The organism is Brevibacillus antibioticus, from assembly GCF_005217615.1.
Taxonomy (GTDB): domain Bacteria; phylum Bacillota; class Bacilli; order Brevibacillales; family Brevibacillaceae; genus Brevibacillus; species Brevibacillus antibioticus.
The window spans coordinates 1,612,651-1,630,596 of record NZ_SZNK01000001.1 but is presented as its reverse complement, the minus strand read 5'-3'; the positions used below and the strand labels follow the sequence as shown (position 1 = coordinate 1,630,596).

Annotated in this window: 3 protein-coding genes; all 3 read right to left on the bottom strand. The window is 59.7% G+C overall.

All coding sequences use genetic code 11. The features are described 5' to 3' along the window. Positions 1–5 precede the first annotated feature (5 nt). The 3 genes from E8L90_RS07460 to E8L90_RS30435 are packed head-to-tail and all read right to left on the bottom strand — an operon-like array spanning position 6 to position 17,783. Complete coding sequence (locus E8L90_RS07460; RefSeq protein ID WP_137028651.1) at positions 6–1,232, bottom strand: beta-ketoacyl synthase N-terminal-like domain-containing protein; 1,227 nt, start codon at positions 1,230–1,232, stop codon at positions 6–8. Further along, positions 1,210–1,458 carry an acyl carrier protein gene (locus tag E8L90_RS07455; protein ID WP_137028650.1) on the bottom strand — a complete coding sequence of 83 codons (249 nt, stop codon included), beginning with the start codon at positions 1,456–1,458 and terminating at the stop codon, positions 1,210–1,212. Before E8L90_RS07455 ends, E8L90_RS07460 begins: the two co-directional genes overlap by 23 nt. Further along, a complete protein-coding gene (locus E8L90_RS30435) occupies positions 1,455–17,783 on the bottom strand; it encodes an SDR family NAD(P)-dependent oxidoreductase (RefSeq protein WP_162309064.1) in 16,329 nt (5,442 codons plus the stop codon). The genes E8L90_RS07455 and E8L90_RS30435 overlap by 4 nt, the downstream gene beginning before the upstream one ends. Between the last annotated feature and the right edge of the window lie 163 nt (positions 17,784–17,946).

Sequence of the window (17,946 nt, the reverse complement as noted above, 5' to 3'; positions counted from 1 at the left end):
CCTCCTCATACTCGTTGTAAACAGATGGCGGTGTTAACGCCGCCAAATCCCATGCTCAGGCTCAGGGCTCTGTGCATGTCATGCGGCTCCGCTTCTCCACGTACCCAGTTAAACTCGACGTCCATCGGGTTCTCCAAGTTGCGGGTTGGATGCAGCTGAGACGCTCTCATTTGCAGCAGCGTGGCGACGATCTCCACAGCGCCGGCCGCCGTCAGCCCGTGGCCCGTGATCGACTTGGTGGCGTTGATGCGCGCCGCAAGCAGCCCGCATTCGCGCAGAGCCTGCAATTCGGTCTCATCGCCGATCCCCGATCCCGTTCCATGCGGGTTGATGTAGTCGATCTCCTCGGGTGACAGGCCCGCTCGTTCCAGCGCTTGTCGAATTACTCGAACCTCCCCCTTGCACGAGGGGTTCGGGTTGCGGTTGGCATCCATCGCCAATCCCCAGCCGACCACGCTCGCGTAGGGTCGGACCTGCCGTTGGATCGCATGTTCGGCCCGTTCGATCACGATGACGCCGCATCCTTCCCCGTAAATGAACCCGTCGCGTCCCTGGTCAAACGGACGGCATGCCCGAGGTGGGTCGTCCGCATAGCGATCGCTTCCCATCGCGCCGAGTGCCCGTAATCCTTGAAGCTCCATGTAAGACAGATCCATCAAGCCTCCCATCGCGAGGCAGACATCCACTTGTCCCGAACGAACCGCTTCAGCGGCCTGCAAGACCGCCAACTGTCCGCTGGCCGAAGCCCCGCCGATCGTGTAGCCGAACCCGCGTATGCCGAACTGTTCGGTACACAGGCCGCTCAGGTCGCTGTCCAGAAAAGAGAGTCCGTAGGTCGGACGCAGAAAGTCGAGCTGGTCCCCGTAGGATTCATGCGTTTGCAGCAGTTCACGCTGCTGCAGGTTGGAGCCGCCTACCACAAGGCCGATGCGGGACGGGTCGACCGTGCTGAGCTCCGCTTCGTCCCACGCCTCATGCAAGGTGCCCAGCGCCACTTGCCCGGAAAAAGAGAGCGTGCGCAACAGCCGTTTGGTAAAACGCTCCGGAAGGGACAAGGAAGGAACCTCCGCTCCGAGGAAGGAGGTTCCTTTTTGTCTGCCCGGGCGTTGCATCACGCCGAACGCATGGCGACCTGCCAGCAGAGCGGAGGTAAAATCCGACTTGCCCTGCCCGATGGCCGAGGTGACGCCAAGGCCCGTGATGAGCAACTCAGGCGGTCTGGAGCTTGCCATAAAGGACCTCGACCAGTTCACCGATGTTTTTCGCCGTGGACAGCTCGACGCGCGGGATTTTCAGGTCCAGCTCTTCGATGGTTATCATGACGATCTCCGCGCGATCCACCGAATTCGCGCCAAGATTGGCTAGTTGGTCCGTCGGCTGGAAGGTGTGGCCTTCCAGCTCCGGGAGCACTTCACGGGTATTGCGGATGACGACTTCAAAGATCTCTTGTTTGGTCATTTTACTTCCTCCTTGATTTTGAACTGCTGAAGCAATTGATCGGCTTGTTCGCTGTCGAGATTCCCTTCATACACCTGCAAGAGCAGATCGTCTACGGAGAGCTCCGTTGCCGACTGTTCCGCGATCGGATGCTTGTGCAGCTGCTTTCTCAAGTAGGCGGCGAATTCGCGAAGGGTCGGGTAGTCGTAGACTTTGGTCGCAGGGATGTCCGTGCCATATTGCTGGTTGATTACGCGAATCCATTCCACTCCGACGATGGAGTCCAGGCCCATGTCGACGAACTTCCTGTCGAGGTCGATGTCGCTTGCCTGCAGGAACAGCGCGTCTGCGAGACTGGTGCGCAGTTCTTCTTGCAACGCCTCTGCGGACGGGGCACTGGGGATCGGACTCGCCGTTTTGATCTCTGGCTGGCTAGGTTCGCTTGGCTGCACCTTCAAGGATTTTGACAGATAGGTGGCCAATTCGCGGACGGTCGGGTAGTCATAGACTTTGGTCGCCGGGATGTCCGTTCCGTACTGCTGGTTGATCACGCGAATCCATTCCACTCCGACGATGGAATCCAGCCCCATGTCCACGAACTTTTTGTCGAGGTCGATGTCGGCCACTTGTAGGAACAACGCGTCTGCGAGACTTGCTCGCAATTCTTCGTGCAGGGTGGCCACCGAGACAGAAGGAGCCGCCTTGGGAGCTTCGATTTGCGGTACAGGCGTTGGTACAGGCGTTGGTACAGGCGTTGGTACAGGCGTCGGCGCTGGTGCCGTTACCGCTCTTGGTGCGTTTTTGCTCAACACGTTTGCGATGTAGCCGGCAAACTCGCGGATGGTCGGGTAGTCATAGACTTTGGTCGCCGGGATGTCCGTTCCGTACTGTTGATTGATCACGCGAACCCATTCCACACCGACGATGGAGTCCAGCCCCATGTCCACGAATGCCTTGTTCACGTCGACGTCGCTCGGCTGCAAGAACAGTGCTTCGGCCAGGGTCGTTTGCAGCTCTTTTTGCAAAGACTCCGCCGGGATGGATGCCGGAACAGACGGTGCAGGCACCGCCACTTTGATCTCCACAGGGGCCGGTGCCGTCGTCGCTTGACCTACAGGTGACAGTTGGATCGGTCGACGGAGTGCTGACCGTTCCGAGGACGGCTCGCGGACAGCCGACAGCGGCTGCAGCGCGATCTCGTTCGATCTGCCGGAACGGTTCGACGACGCTTTAGCCGGTCCGATCGGCTTGAGTTCGCCCTCCAGTGCGACTGGAGCTACCGGTGCTACCGGTACTGTCGGTGTCGCCGGTGCTACACGGATCGCCGGGAGCCAGATGCGTTGTTTGGCGAACGGGTACGACGGGAGACTGACTAGGCGGGGCTGGTGTGCACCATGCAGCTTTTTCCAATCTAAGGTCAATCCCTTGACCCACAAGGAAAGGATTTTGCCGAACTTGCGCTTTGCAATCCAGGCTTCAATCGTCAGCGCCATGTCTTCATCGGCGGCAAACAGCATCAGATCCTCATTGTTACGTCTGAATTGCCCGCGATACAGGTCTTCTACGCCCGTCTCGCCAGCTGCATAGCGCTTCAGCTTATCAGTCATCTCTTGCAGAGAGCCAACGACCAGCGCCAGCCGCTCTTCCATCGGCTCGCGTCCCACCTGCAGCGTGTAGGCCGCATCGGACATATTGGCCTCCGTGATTCGCCCGTCCTCGACCGCTGCCAGCAGCTGCAGAGCCTGTTGGCGAAGCTGCTCTTCCTGGCGAGCCGACAGCACGATCACAGCCGGGTTCTGCGGCGTGACCCGCGCCTGCGTCCTAGACGCTTGCTCAGGTCTGTACTCTTCGATAAGGATGTGCGCATTGGCACCCCCTGCACCAAACGAGGACAGGCCTGCGATGCGCGGACCTTCCTGTTCTTTGCCGTCGATCTCTACCACCGGACGCTTCCAGTCGGTCAGCTCCTGCTGCACCACAAACGGCGTTTTCCCAAACAGAATGTTCGGGTTCAACTCTTGCGCATGCAGGCTCGGCGCAAGTTGGCCATGCTTCATCTGCATGACGATCTTCGCAAGTCCCGCGATGCCGGCTGCCGCTTCCAGATGTCCGATGTTTGACTTCACCGAGCCGATCGCGCAGAATCCGGTGTCCTTCGTATGGCGTCGGAAAGCTTGTGTCAGCCCGGAGATCTCGATTGGATCGCCGAGCTCTGTGCCCGTGCCGTGCGCTTCGATGTAGCTGACTTGGCGCGCGTTGAGTCCGGCCCGCTCCAACGTCTCGAAGATCAGGTCGCCTTGCGCAGTCGGGTTGGGCACGGTGTACCCGTTGGTCTTGCCGCCGTGGTTCACGCGGGAGGCTCGGATCAGCGCATGAATTTGGTCGCCGTCCGCGAGCGCTTGCGACAACGGCTTGAGCAATACTGCACCCACACCTTCGCCCGGCACGAATCCGTTGCCGTTCAGCCCGAAGCTCTTGCACTGCCCGTCCGTCGAGAGCATGCGCTGCGCACTGAGGAACACGTAGGTGGAAGGATGCAGGTACAGGTTTACCCCGCCCGCGAGCGCCATCTCGCAGTCCCCACGATACAAGTGCTCGCAAGCCTCATGAATCGCGCTCAGCGAAGAGGAACACATCGTATCCACCGGCATGCTCGGCCCTTTGAGGTTGAGGAAATACGACACGCGGTTCGCAACGGAAGCAAAAGACGTACGCGGGAAGATCTTCTCCCCTTGCTTCCACAAATCCGGCCCATACAGCTCAAAGCCGGTTTTGGTCACGCCGACAAACACCCCGACGCGGCCTTCGTGCTGGTCCGCAATGCGCTCCTTGGTATATCCGGCATCCTCCAGCGCCTTCCAGCTCTCTTCCAAGAAGAGGCGCTCCTGCGGGTCGATGTTGATCGTCTCTCGGGGCGAGAGGTTGAAGAACTGCGGATCGAAGTCTGCGAAACCATCTACAAAACCGCCCCATTTGCTGTAGCTTTTGCCTTGTCTCATTGCTTCGTCTTGATTCGGATGGTAAAAATCATCCAGCGACCAGCGTTCGCTCGGAACCTCGGAGATGCAGTCTTGGCCCGCTTTTAGATTCTCCCAATAGTGCTGTAGCGAAGGCGACTTGGGATAGCAGCCGGAGATCCCGATGATCGCAATCGGTTCGCGCTCGTTCGTTTTCGACGGCAATGGCGCTATAGACGCGATCCGTTCGACCGGTCTTGCCGGCGGTTGTGCAACAGATGCATCCGCGACGGGTGCTTCATACCCCGTCCACCGCTGGCAGGCCGTCCGTTCTTCCTCGACAAAATAGTCGGCCAGCGCGCCCAGCGTGCGATATTCAAAGAAGAGCGTCTTGGACAGATCGCCAAAGATCACGGCGAGCTTCTGGTTGAGCTTGGAGATCATCAGCGAATCGATCCCGTAGCTCTCCAGCGGCTCTTCGGCATCCAACTGGTTCGCACGGATGTCGGTGGTCTCGCTGAAGAGAACTTTTAGCGCATGCAAGGTCTTGGCGCGCAGTGCGGCGTCTTGCTCCTTGGCAGGCGTGACGACCTCTGCGGCTTCGGCTTTGGCTGCGCGTGCCTCGATGCGTTCTGCCACTTGACGAAGCGTGGTCTCATAGAGCGAAGCCGGCGTGAGTTCCAGCCCGTATTGACGGTTGATATTCTGCGCCAGTTGGCTGAGCAGGTACGGATCGAAGCCGTATTCCGTCAGTTGGGCATCCAGATCGATCTCGTTCCCCTTCACGTTGAGCAACTCGGAAACCATGTGCAGCAGGGCTGCTTCCAGCGGCGGCAGGACCGCCGTCGAGGAAGCGGACGTTGCGTGAACCGGTTCAGAGTACAAAGTCTGCTTGATTTGTGCACGTTTGCCTTCCAACACCATCACCTGATCTTTGCCGATTGCCAGACCGCGATACAAGGCCTGCAACCCGGTTTGAGTTCGCAGAGGGATCATCCCCATGCGTTGCAGCAGCAGCTTTTCTGTCTCTTCGTCAACGCGCATTCCGCCCTCTTGCCAGAGCGGCCAGTTGATGGACAAGATGCGTCCGCCGCGAGAGTTCGCAAAGGCATCCAGGAATGCGTTCGCCGTCGCGTAGTCGGCCTGTCCGAGATTGCCGAAGACGGCTGCGACGGAGGAGAAGAGCACGAAAAAGTCGAGGTTTAGGTCTTTGCTGGCCGCATCCAGATGCACCAGACCTGCAACCTTGGGAGCCAGCACCTCGGCCAGCTCCTCTTGTGTTTTCTTGTAAATGAACTGATCCCGGTTGACGCCCGCACCATGCAAGATGCCGTGTAGGGTGCCGTATTTTTCACAGATGCCTTCGATCAGGCGTGTCACCTCAGGAGCAGAGCTCACGTCGACTTGTCGATATTCCACGTATGCGCCCATGCCCCGTAGTTTCCGCAGACGGGCCTGACCAGCGTCCGACAGCGGGGATCGACCCGCGAGAATCAGGGTCGGGTTGGCGGCCTGCCGTGCGATCTCCTCGGCGACGATCATCCCGATCCCGCCGGCGCCGCCCGTAAGCAGGTAGATGCCTCCTGAACGCCACGGAACCGGGGCGCGCTCTTGGTCGATCTCCACTTCGCGCCACCCGGCAACAAGACGCTTACCGTTTTGATAGCGGACATGGTCGTCTTGCAGGGCGTGCAGGTTCTCTTGCAGTCTTGCTTCAAGCCCTGCGCCCGACTCCACTTCGATCATTTGCCCGATGAAGTACGGGTTCTCCAACTGCGCCGTTCGCAACAGGCCGGACAGCGCGGTGAACAGCTGCGAATCCGCCTGTGACGGCACGGCGATCTGCATCAGCACCTTGCCCTTCGGCTTGTTCTGCAGAAGGGTCTGAATCTCCGTAAACACCTGTGCCGCATACGCTTGGAAACGTTCTTCAAGCGCAGCGGAGCTGGCTTGCAGGTTGCGATACTGCAACGAATCGAGCTTCGCCTCGACCTCGCAGAGCAGCACAAGATGCTGCGCGAAAGACGGTGGTGAAAATTGCGGAACCACCGCTTGCTCGGTCCAGATCGGTTCAAACAGCAGCGCTTCATAGGCATCCTGCGGTTGCGAAATCCAGTGGCGCTCCTTCGCGAACGGATAGGTCGGCAGGCTGAGACGGCGCGGTCGGTTCTCGCCGTAGAGTCGGTTCCAGTCAAAAAACTGGCCATTCACCCAGAGTTCGGCGATTTGCTCCGCGCCTCGCGATTCTGGATGAGCGGCCGCTTCGGCCGAGCTCGCCTTGCCGCGCTTGACCTGTCCTCGCCAGACACCGTTCAGCCCGGTCTGCCCTTGCAAGAACGCCTGCAATCTGCGCTCCATCTCTTCAACCGACGTGACGACCAGCGCCAGGCGCTCTTCCATCGCATCACGCCCAACTTGCAGCGTGTAGGCGATGGATGCGAGGTCTCCATCGGCAAACTCCTGCGCGACGATGGCGTTGCACAGTTGCCGCACCTGCTCCTGCAGGCGCTGTTCATTCTTGGCTGACAGCGCGATGACGACCGGGTTCTCGGTGGAGGTCTCCGTCTTCGATCTCGGCTGCTCCTTCGGCAGATACTCCTCGATCACGACATGCGCGTTGACACCGCCGAACCCGAAGGAACTGACGCCTGCACGGCGCGGCAGGTCTTGGCCGGCTGCGTCGTGCAGAGCCTCCCATCGCTTCGCCTCCCGCACGAGATAGAACGGGCTGCCCTCCAGTTGGATGTAGGGATTGACCGTTTCGCAGTGCAGCGTAGGTGCCAGCGTCCGGTGACGGAGCTGCAGCAGCACTTTGATCACACCTGCGATGCCGGCCGCGAGTTCAAGGTGGCCGATGTTCGTTTTCACCGAGCCCAGCCCGCAGTGAACACTCTCGACCTCTTGCGTCCCTGTTCTTCTGTACAACTCTTGGAACGCGCTCTTCAATCCGTTGATCTCAATCGGGTCGCCCAATTCGGTGCCCGTTCCGTGCGCCTCGATGTAGGTGACGGTCCGCGGGTCGATACCGGCTTTGTCGTAAGCGTTGATCAGCAGGTCTGCTTGGGCCTTCGGATTGGGAGCCGTCAGCGAGTTCGCGCGTCCCCCGTGGTTGACCGCCGTCGAGCGAATCAATCCGTAGATATGATCTCCGTCGCGCTCGGCAACCGACAGCTTTTTCAAAACGAGCATGCCGACCCCTTCGCCGCGCACATAGCCGTTCGCCGCGTCCGAGAACGTCTTGCAGCGTCCGTCTTCAGTTAGCATGCCGGCCTTGTTGAAGCTGATGTGCGCCTCCGGGGTTACGATCGTGTTCACACCGCCGACGACCGCCATGTCGCAGTCGCCGTTCTGCATCGCGCTGACGGCGCGGTGGATGGCGACCAGCGAACTTGAACAAGCGGTCTCCACCGGCTCGCTCGGGCCGTGAAGGTTCAGGGCATAGCTCATGCGGTTCGGTCCGACCGACGGCACGACGCCCGTGGACGAGTACCCTTCAATCGGGAAGTTCGCCTGCGTGATCAGTCCGCTGTACCCGCTGCTTCCCGTTCCGACGAAAATCCCCGTCTTGCTGCCCGACAGGCTCTGTGCCGAATAGCCCGCATCCTCGATTGCCTTCCAGACATAGGTCATCAAAAGGCGCTGCTGAGGGTCCATCAGCTTGGCTTCAAGCGGCGAGATACCGAAGAAGAGCGAATCGAACTTGTCGGTCTCGTCGAGGAAGCCGCCCCACTTGATGTTCGTTTTGTTGGCTTCCGTCTTCGGGTCGCCAAAATAGGCTCTCCAATCCCAGCGTTCTGGAGGAATCTCGGAGATGCAGTCGATGCCTTCCACGAGGTTGTGCCAGAACTCCTGCATGTCGCGGGATTGCGGGAAAGCCCCGCTCATCCCCACGACGGCGATCGGCTCGGTCACCGCCGATTGTGCCTGTTGCACCACAGCGGTACGCGGGCGGCGCTTTTGTCTCGTCGCCCGGGTCGAAGTCGCTTCTTGCAGCAGGGGCGCTGCGACTTCCGCTCGTGCCGTTTCCACTTGTACGGAGGCAGCCGGGGAGGAAGGAGCCGTCAAGCGCGAGGCGAACACATCTCGGAATTCGTCGGCCAAATAACCGGCAAACTCATGCAGCGTCGGATGCTCAAAGAAGATCGTCGGCATCAGGTCCAGCTTGTACGCCTCGTTTAGATCGTTGGCAAACTCGGTCAACGTGATCGAATCAAAACCGTACTCGCTCAGCTCTGCATCCGCCTCCAGCTCTTCTGCATTGACCTTGAGGAGACGGGAAACCGTCTGAGTCAGCAGGCCCAGCACGCGCTCTCGCAGGTTCATGCTGTCCGCCTTGTCATCGACAGCGACAGAGGACGGCGAGACGGGGACAGAGGACGGCAGCAGTTTCTTCTTGATGCGCTCCACTTTTCCTTCGATCACCAGCACTTGGTCCTGACCCGATGCCAAGCCTTCATAGAAGGCGCGAAGTCCGCTCTTCGTGCGCAGTGGGATCATGCCGAGGCTCTGTATCATCATCTTCTCGGTTTCCGGATCGACATGCATGCCGCCCTCTTTCCAGAGCGGCCAGTTGATCGACAGCGTCCGCCCAAGCCGATCCCCGGTGGCCACCCGTCTGTTGCGATGCGCCGCGTACTGATCCATGAACGCATTAGCCGCCGCATAGTCGGCCTGCCCCGGATTGCCAAGGCCGCCGGACAGCGAAGAGAACAAGACAAAGAAGTCCAAGGCCATGTCTTGGCTGGCGACATCGAGGTTCACAAGCCCGCGCACTTTCGGTGCCAGCACTTGCGACAGTTCGGCCGCTGTTTTCTTGATGATGAAGCTGTCTCGGATCACCCCGGCGCTGTGCAAGATGCCGTTCAGGGTACCATGATCCGCCCGCAGCTCTGCAAACAGCTTCTCGACTGCCGCTCGATCGGTTACATCCACCTGCTTGTACACCACGCACGCCCCCAGAGACTCCAGTTCGGACAACGCCTCTCGTTGAAGCTCGCCAAGCACGGATCGACCTGTGAGCACCAGCGTTGCACCCGGCGCCTGTGTGGCGATCTCCTTGGCAAACACCAGTCCAAGACCGCCTGCACCGCCGGTGAGGAGATAGATGCCGCCCTCTTTCCACGGTGTCAAAAGGGCATCTGCGGATGCGCGAACTTCGCGCCAGCCCGCCACTTGTCGCGAGCTTCCCTGATATCGAATGCGGTCTTCCTTCCCGCTGTTACGATCTGCCAGCAGCTTCTCCTCAAACGCTTCGAGCTCATCGACTTCGATCAGCTGCCCGATCAAGTTCGGATTTTCCATCTGGGCGGTTTTCAGCAGACCTGACAGCCCGGCGAGCAGAAGTTGTTCCGCATGGGCCGGCACGACGATCTGCACCAGCACCTTGTCCTTGGGCTTGCCTTGCAAGATGCGCTGAATCTCCTCCAACGCCTGCATCGCATACGCTTCAAAACGCACCTCGATGTCTCTCTCATCCGCTTGCAACGTCAGGCAGCGCGCCCCTGGCACGTCAGCTTCGAACTCGCAGGACAGCACGAGATGATCCGCATAGGTCGTCGCCCCTTGCTGTTCGTGTGGCTGTTCCGTCCAATGCGGTGCCAGCATGAGCGTTTCGAACGCCTCCGAGTCGGCCTGATTTTCCAGCACGCGAGAGGAAAAGCCCTTCATGTGCGCACACACGTTGCCTTGCTCGTCACAAAGGCGAATGTCGAGCTTCTGCACGCTATCCCCCTGCTTGCACCCCTCGCTGTAGCGAACCTGTGCCCACATCGAAGACGTGCAAGGAGCATAGATGTCAAGCTCCTGCAACGTAAACGGAAGCGCCGGCTTCAGCGGTGCCACGCCGAGCTGGAACCCGATCGCCGCCTGCAAGGCCGCATCCATCAGGCTCGGGTGCAGGACGTATTGCGAATCGGTTCCCATCACGCTCGACGGTAGTGTCAAACGAGCCAGAATCTGCCCGTCACCGACCTGCAACAGATCGAGTGCACGCTGCGCCGGACCATACTCCAAGCCCATCGCAGCAAAGCTCTCATAGCACTCCGACGCGCTGATCTCACGCGTGCGGCAAGCTGCCTTCAACTCCTCAACAGGCAACTGCTCCAGCCGTTTCTTGCCCATCACGACAGCACGCCCTTGGCTGTGTATGTTCGCATCAACGCCGCTGAAGATCTCGTAGGAGATCGTACCGTCTTCCTCTTCGCACAGTCCGATGTGTACCTCGACAGGCCGCTCGCCAACTGTGACAGGGTGCGTCCAGACCACATTTTGCAGACGAAGGAATTGCGTGTCCTCGTCGGGAGCTCCGGCCGCCAGTTCGACTGCGGCGCGCGCCATCTCCAGATAGGCGACGCCCGGCAGAACGCGCTGTCCCTTCACCACATGATCGGCGAGGAAAAACTCCTGCCCCGTCAAGCTCGTGCTGTATCTCTGTTCGGAAAAATCGGACTTGTTCCGATGCAAAAGCGGATGAAGCGCGTCCGTCGTCAAGCCTGCCCGAACGACGGACGGACGCTCAAGCTGCGGTGCCCAGCAACGCTGTTTAGCAAACGGATAGGTCGGCAGGCTGATGCGACGCGGCAATTCCTCGCCCCACAGCTTGCTCCAATCGAGCGCCAGGCCCTTGACCCACAGGTCGGCCAGCTTGGACAGCTTGCGGCGCTGAATCCATTTTTCAATCGCTTCCTGTAGCTCTTCATCTGCGGCGAAGAGCGAGAAGGTGTCTCGGTTGCCTTTGACCTGCCCTCGGAACAGTTTACTGATCTCTTCCTGTCCGCTGATAAACGCCTCCAGCTTGCGAACCAGGTGCTGCACCGAGCCCGCAACTACGGCGAGACGCTCTTCCATCGCTTCTCGTCCCACCTGCAAGGTATAGGCCATGTCCGCGAGATCTTGGTCGGCGAATCGTCCCTCCTGCAGTGCGGCGAGCAGGTTCTCCGCCAGTTGACGCAGGCGCTGTTCATTTTTGGCCGACAGCACGAGCAGCACCGGATTCTGCGGCGACACCTCGACAGGCGTGCGCAGCGCCTCTGCCGGAACGTACTCCTCGATCATCACATGCGCGTTGGAACCGCCCGCCCCGAACGACGAGATGCCGGCGATGCGCGGCACTTCGCGAACCTGACCGCCGATCTCCACCAGCGGACGCTTCCACTCCGCCAGCTCCTGTTGCACGACGAACGGAGTCGTGTCAAAGTCGATGTTCGGGTTGAGCACCTTGGCATGCAGCGAAGGCGCGAGTTGGCGATGCTTCATCTGCAGCAACACCTTCGTAACGCCGGCGATGCCCGCTGCGCTCTCGCAGTGACCGATGTTCGACTTGGCCGAGCCGATGGCACAGGATTTCAGTTTGGCGTTTGCCGTGGCCTGGAAGGCCTTGGTCAAGCCTGCGATCTCGATCGGATCGCCAAGCGAGGTACCGGTACCGTGCGCTTCGATGTAGGAGACCATGCTCGGGTCAAGTCCCGCCTGCCGCAGTGCCTGCTCGATCACATTCGCCTGCGCATTCGGGTTCGGGACGGTATACCCGTTGGTTTTGCCCCCGTGGTTGATGGCCGTTGCCTTGATCACGCCGTAGATCTGATCGCCGTCTTCCATCGCTTTGGACAAAGGCTTGAGCAGCACCGCGCCCACGCCTTCGCCCGGCACGTACCCGTCGCCCCCTTCGCCAAAACTCTCGCATCGCCCTTTGCTCGACGCGAACTTGCCTTGGCCAAGCAAAATGTACTTATTCGGATGAATCGAGACGTTGACACCGCCGGCGATCGCCAGCTCGCAACCGCCTTGTTGCAAGCTCTGGCAGGCCAGATGAATCGCCGTCAGCGAAGATGAACACATCGTATCGACGGCAAGGCTCGGCCCGTGCAGGTTGAAGAAGTACGACACCCTGTTGGCGATCGAAGCCGGACTTCCCGCCAGCGCGATCGGGCGGCCAAGCAGCGTCTCCTGTGCGCCGTACAGCTGATACTCTTCGTACATCACGCCGACATAGACCCCAACGTTGCCGTCAAGCCCCCGTCCGCGCTGCTTGGCGAGCGTCTCGCGGGTATAACCGGCGTCTTCCATCGCTTCATAAACGGTCTGCATGAACAATCGCTCTTGCGGGTCCATAAGCTCCGCCTCGCGCGGGGAGATGTTGAAGAACAGCGGATCGAATTGATCCACGCCGTCAATAAATCCGCCCCATTTGCTGTTCGTCTTGCCCGCCTTGTTTTTGTCCGGGTCAAAATAGAGGCTATGATCCCAGCGTTCTTGAGGAATCTCCGTGATCGAATCCTCGCCGTCCCGCAGATTGCCCCAGAATTCCTGAAGGTTGCGCGCCCCAGGATAGCGTCCGGAAACGCCGATGATCGCGACGTCCAGCCCGCCGTTCGCTCCCTCTTCTTGTACATGCGCCATCGAAGCGAACCGCTGGCGTCGACGGCTGACGAGCGCCGTCCGTTCCGGCGTCTCCTTGACCGCAGGCTTGCGGGCCGGCGTGGCGTCTTGCGCCGGTTCCTCGCCCCCTGTCAGCCACACCAGTTGCGCTCGATGCGAGTCGAGGAAGTACCCAGCCAGGTCTCGAAGGTTCTGGTACTCAAAAAAGAGCGTCTTGGGCAGAGAACCAAATGTTTTTTCTAACTGGTTGGTCAGCTTCATCACCAACATGGAATCAATCCCGTACTGTTCGAGCGGCGCATCTGCATCAAGGCGGCTCACCGGCCATTTCAAAACGGTGGACACCTGCTCTTTGAGATACGCGATTGCTCTCTCCTGCAAGGGGTCCGCACTCGCAGCAGCTACCTCTTCCCGGCTCGATTCCACGAGCTTCTCCGGCACAACGGCCTTCTCGTCTTCCGCAACCGCTCCAGCTTCCAGCACGCGGGAGGTATACCCTTTCAGACGGATGCGAACGCTTCCTTCCTTGTCGCAGAGGTCGACATCGAGCTTTTGCACCTTGTCATCCAGCCGGCTGCCCGCGCTATATCGAACGAGCGCCCACATCTCGGCTTCACACGGTCCGAAGACATCTAGCTCCTGCAGCGCAAACGGCAGTGCCGGCTTGAAGATCTCTTGCCCGATCAGGAACCCGACGGCCGATTGCAAGGCCGCATCTGCAAGGCTCGGATGCAGAAGGTAGTCGGCCAGAGAGTCGGTGACGACGGACGGCAGCCTCAATCCGGCCAACACGCGACCTTCGCCCACCTGCACCTGCTCGATGCCTTGATAGGCTGGCCCGTACTCCATACCCATCGCACGGAAAAATTCATAGCAGTCCGCTGCCCCGTACTGTCCCTGCACGAAAGATGCTTGCAGTTCCTTCAGGTCCCACTTCGGCGCTTCTTCCGCCGGAGCATTCCGCACCGCGCGTCCTTGGCTGTGCACCATCTCCTCCCCTTCTTGCAGGGTGTAGACTTCATATCCAACCTCTCCGCCCGCCTCCGGGAAGAGGGTGATGTGCACCTCGACAGGTTCTTCACCGACGAGGATCGGCCGCGCCCAGACCACATTGCGCAGGCGAACATCCTTCAGGCCAGCCGCCTGCTCGACCGCCTTGCGGGCCATCTCCAGATAGGCCACGCCTGGCAGCACCTTCTGTCCCTTGACCACATGATCTACCAAGAAGAACTCCGCTCCCGTGAACGTTGAGGAAAAGCGCTGTTCCGCAAAATCAGACGTGTTCCGATGAACCAGCGGATGCAACAGCGACGTGGTCGGAAGAGCGCTGACCTCCGCCTTCTGTGCAACCCAGTATTCTTCCCGAGCGAACGGATAGGTCGGCAGGTTCGTGCGCGTAGGTCTTTCTACACCGAACAGCGCGTCTCCCACGATCTCGCCGCCTTGGCAATACAGACTGGCAAGTGTACGAAGGTGCTCCTGATAGGCCGTAGGATTCGTCGCCAATTCGCGGCTCTTCCCTGCCAGCTCCAACGCCTGCTCCTGCAGGGCCGGCTCTCCGGCCTTCTCACGCGCCACCTTGCCGCGGAACACTTTGGCATCTTGCACACCTTCCCGGGCCTGTTTCAGAACGCGCAGCATCTCCTGCGCATCCTGCACCACGACCGCCAGACGATGCTCAAAATGCTGACGTCCCTCCAGCAAGGTGTAGCTGATCTGCGCGAGACTGCCTGCCGCGCCCGATTCGGTCTCCAGCATCGCGATCATGTCTTGCAGTTTCTCTTGCAGCGCCTCGTCCGTTTTCGCTGAAAATGCGAGCAGGTAATGCGAGTCCTGAGGACCAGTATTCCCACCCTTTTCAAAACTGCGGACGACCATGTGCGAGTTGGTGCCACTCATGCCGAACGAGCTCAACGCTCCCACACGGCCAGCGCCCGCCCGCTTCGTCCACGGCTTGCTCGTCTTATTCACATAAAAGGCACTGTTCTCCCAACGGATGTACTCGTTCTCCGTCTCGCAATGCAGGCTGGCCGGGATGGTCTCATGCCGCATCGCCTGAACCAAGCTGATCAGGTTGACCAAACCTGACGCCGCAAACGTGTGGCCCAGATTGGTCTTGGTCGAAGTCAGCGCACAATACCCGCGCTTTTGCGTGCGGCGCTTGAAGACGTCCTGCAGCGCATGAACCTCGACCGGGTCCCCGAGCTTCGTCCCGGTGCCATGCGTCACAATGTAGTCGATCTCTTCCGGGTCTACCTCGTGCTGCTCGTACACATCGTGTACGAGATTCGCCTGTGCGACGGTGCTTGGCGCCGTGATGCCGTTCGTCTTGCCGTCATAGTTCACGCCGCTTCCTTGGATGACCGCGTAGACCGGGTCTCCGTCCGCCAGTGCTTGCGAGAGCCGCTTGAGCACGACCACTGCCACGGCTTCCCCCGGCACCAAACCGTTCGCCTCGTTATCAAATGCCTTACATTTGCCATCCTCCGACAGCATGCCGGCCTCCGTCATGCCTAGGTAAGCGGCCGGCGTCAGCAGCAAGTTAACGCCGGCGACCACCGCCGCGTCACACTCCCCATTTCGCAGGCTCAAGCAGGCCTGATGGGCTGCCACCAACCCGGAGGAGCAGGCGGTATTGATCGCCATCACCGGGCCGCTAAAGTTCAGGAAATACGGCAGGCGCGCCGCAAGAATCGCGTTATGGTTCGACGTGATGCTGGTGTCCTCGCCTTGAGACAGCATCTGATAGTCGCCTTCTTCCACACCGACGAACATGCCGATCTTGTTCCCGTTCAGATGTCGCTTGCCCAATCCTGCATCTTCCAGCGCCCTCCATGCCTCTTGTAGGAGCAGGCGCTGTTTCGGGTCCATCGCTTCGGCTTCCAGCGGCGAGATCTCAAAGAACAACGGATCGAACTCCCGCACGCCCGGGATCGCACCCAGCCATTTGCTGCGACTGCGATCGCCATAATACTCCCGCCAGTCATAGCGGTCTTCCGGAATCTCGGTGACCGCATCCCGTCCTTCGGCGAGGATGTCCCACAGTTCGTCGATGTTTCGCGCCTGCGGGAAGCGACCGCTCATCCCGATGATCGCAATCGGCTCCGGCCCCGCTCCCGAGGTTTCGGTCGCCGCCGTTTCCGCAATAGTGTCCTCAAGAGACGCTTCCGGCTGTTTCTCCACACGCTCAGGCTGCAACCGCTCCGTCGCGTAGAAGGCGCGCACGACTTCTCCATGCTCGCTCTCCAGATGCGAGACCAGCGCCTGAATCGTCGAATGCCCGAAAAACACCGCCGGGGAGATCTCCACGCCAAAATGCTTCGTCATCGCAGCGGCCAGCTCGGTCAAGCTGACCGACTCAAATCCAAAATCGGCCAGGTTCGTCCCCACGTCCAACTTGTCCCGCGAGACCTTTAGAATTCCGCCGATCAGTTCTTGCAAATCCCACGTCAAGCATTGTGCCACCGTGAATCCCTTCATTTCTGGACGTCTTCCGGAACCGGAAGAGAGGCCCGCTTGCGAGGTCGGAGCCTTCGAAGACTCCGGCTGCGACAGGCCGAGGAAGTGCTCGATTCGACGGCGCTCTCCGGCCATGACCAGATGCTGCGTCCGCCCCTGCGAGAGAAGGAGGTCGAACATCGCCAGCCCTTCTTCCACTTCCAAGAAGCGCTGACCGCTCGTTTTCAGATAGATCTTAGCGCTCTCCTCATCTTCCAGCCCCATGCCTCCGTCTCTCCAGAGCGGCCAGTTGATCACCAGCGTCTTACCGGGACGCCCCTGTTCGTTTCGCATGGCTGCATAGGCCATCTGGAACCGGTTCGCCAGCGCATAGTCACCCGAACCAAAGTCGCCGAGGACCGCAGAAGACGACGAGAAATAGCAGACGAACTCCAACGCCTCTTCGTCTGCGAGCAGCTCGTCAAGCACTTGGGTGCCCCTGATTTTCGGGTCGAGGATGCGCTTGAAACTCTCCGCATCTTTCTCAAGAATGCTCCGGTCGCTCGTGACACCCGCCGCATGCACAACGCCATGAATCGCGCCAAACTGCTCACATGCTTGAGCAAGCCCTTCCCGCATCGCATCCGCCTCGCAGACATCCGCTTTCACATACAGGACTTGGCTGCCCAGCTGTTCCAGAGCATGGAGCTTGGCCAGCTTCTCATCATCAAGCGCAGAGCGTCCAGTCAGAATCAGCTTGACCGGACCTTTTTTGGCGAAATATTCGGAAAATAAATACCCAAGCCCGCCGCATCCTCCGGTGATCAGATAAGTGCCCCCTGCTCTCACCTTCAAGTCGCCCGCTTGCAAGTCGGTCGGCTGCACGGCGCATACATAGCGCTTGCCGGATCGGTAGAGAACGCTGGAGAGCGACGGCGCTTGCAGTTCCGTCAAAATCTTCGGCAGGCACGCAGCGAACGAGACCTCTCCCTCTTGAATGAACATGGCCGCCTGCGTCTGTGACAGCACGAGCCGTAGCGAGCGGGTCAGCGCGATCCACGACTCCAGATGACAACGCTCCCATTCGTTGGCATAAGAACCGAGGAGCATCAGTCGCTTGGCCTTCACGTTCGACTTCGCCAGATCTTGGACAAGAGGAACGAGCGCAGCCGGGTCCTGACGGCAGATCGCATCCTCCAGCGGACTGAGATACAGTACGGCGTCCACCTCTTGCCAGTCCTGCCGTCCGTCGCCGAGCACGTCCTGAAGTCTCTCCCCGCTGGTGACGAACGCAACCTGTGCGCGATCATCGACAGCCTGCACCGCTTCCTCGACCGCTTGCTGATGCTCCGGCTCTGTCAGGAAGCAGATCAACTTGCTCGCACGAAGCGGCGTTCCCTCGGCCGCCTTTTCCTCCTTCCAGACTTCTTCATAGGTCAACAATTCAGAAGCCGGCTCAGAAACGGACTCGTTTCTGCTTGCCGCCTGTGCATCTCGAATCATATCTATCGCTTTGGATTTGGACAAACGATTGTGTTTCACTTCAGACAATAGTTGCTGCAGGAAATCTTTCATATGTACCTCCTCGCGTTCGGCGTTCCTTTTCACAATTTCTCTCATAAAATAGAAAAAAGGGAGGATCGCTCCTCCCTTTTCTTAGGTTCTGCTATGAAAATATGTCATGCGGACATACTCTTCCCATGTCATCTGCCCAAATGCACACGACACGATGCAACTG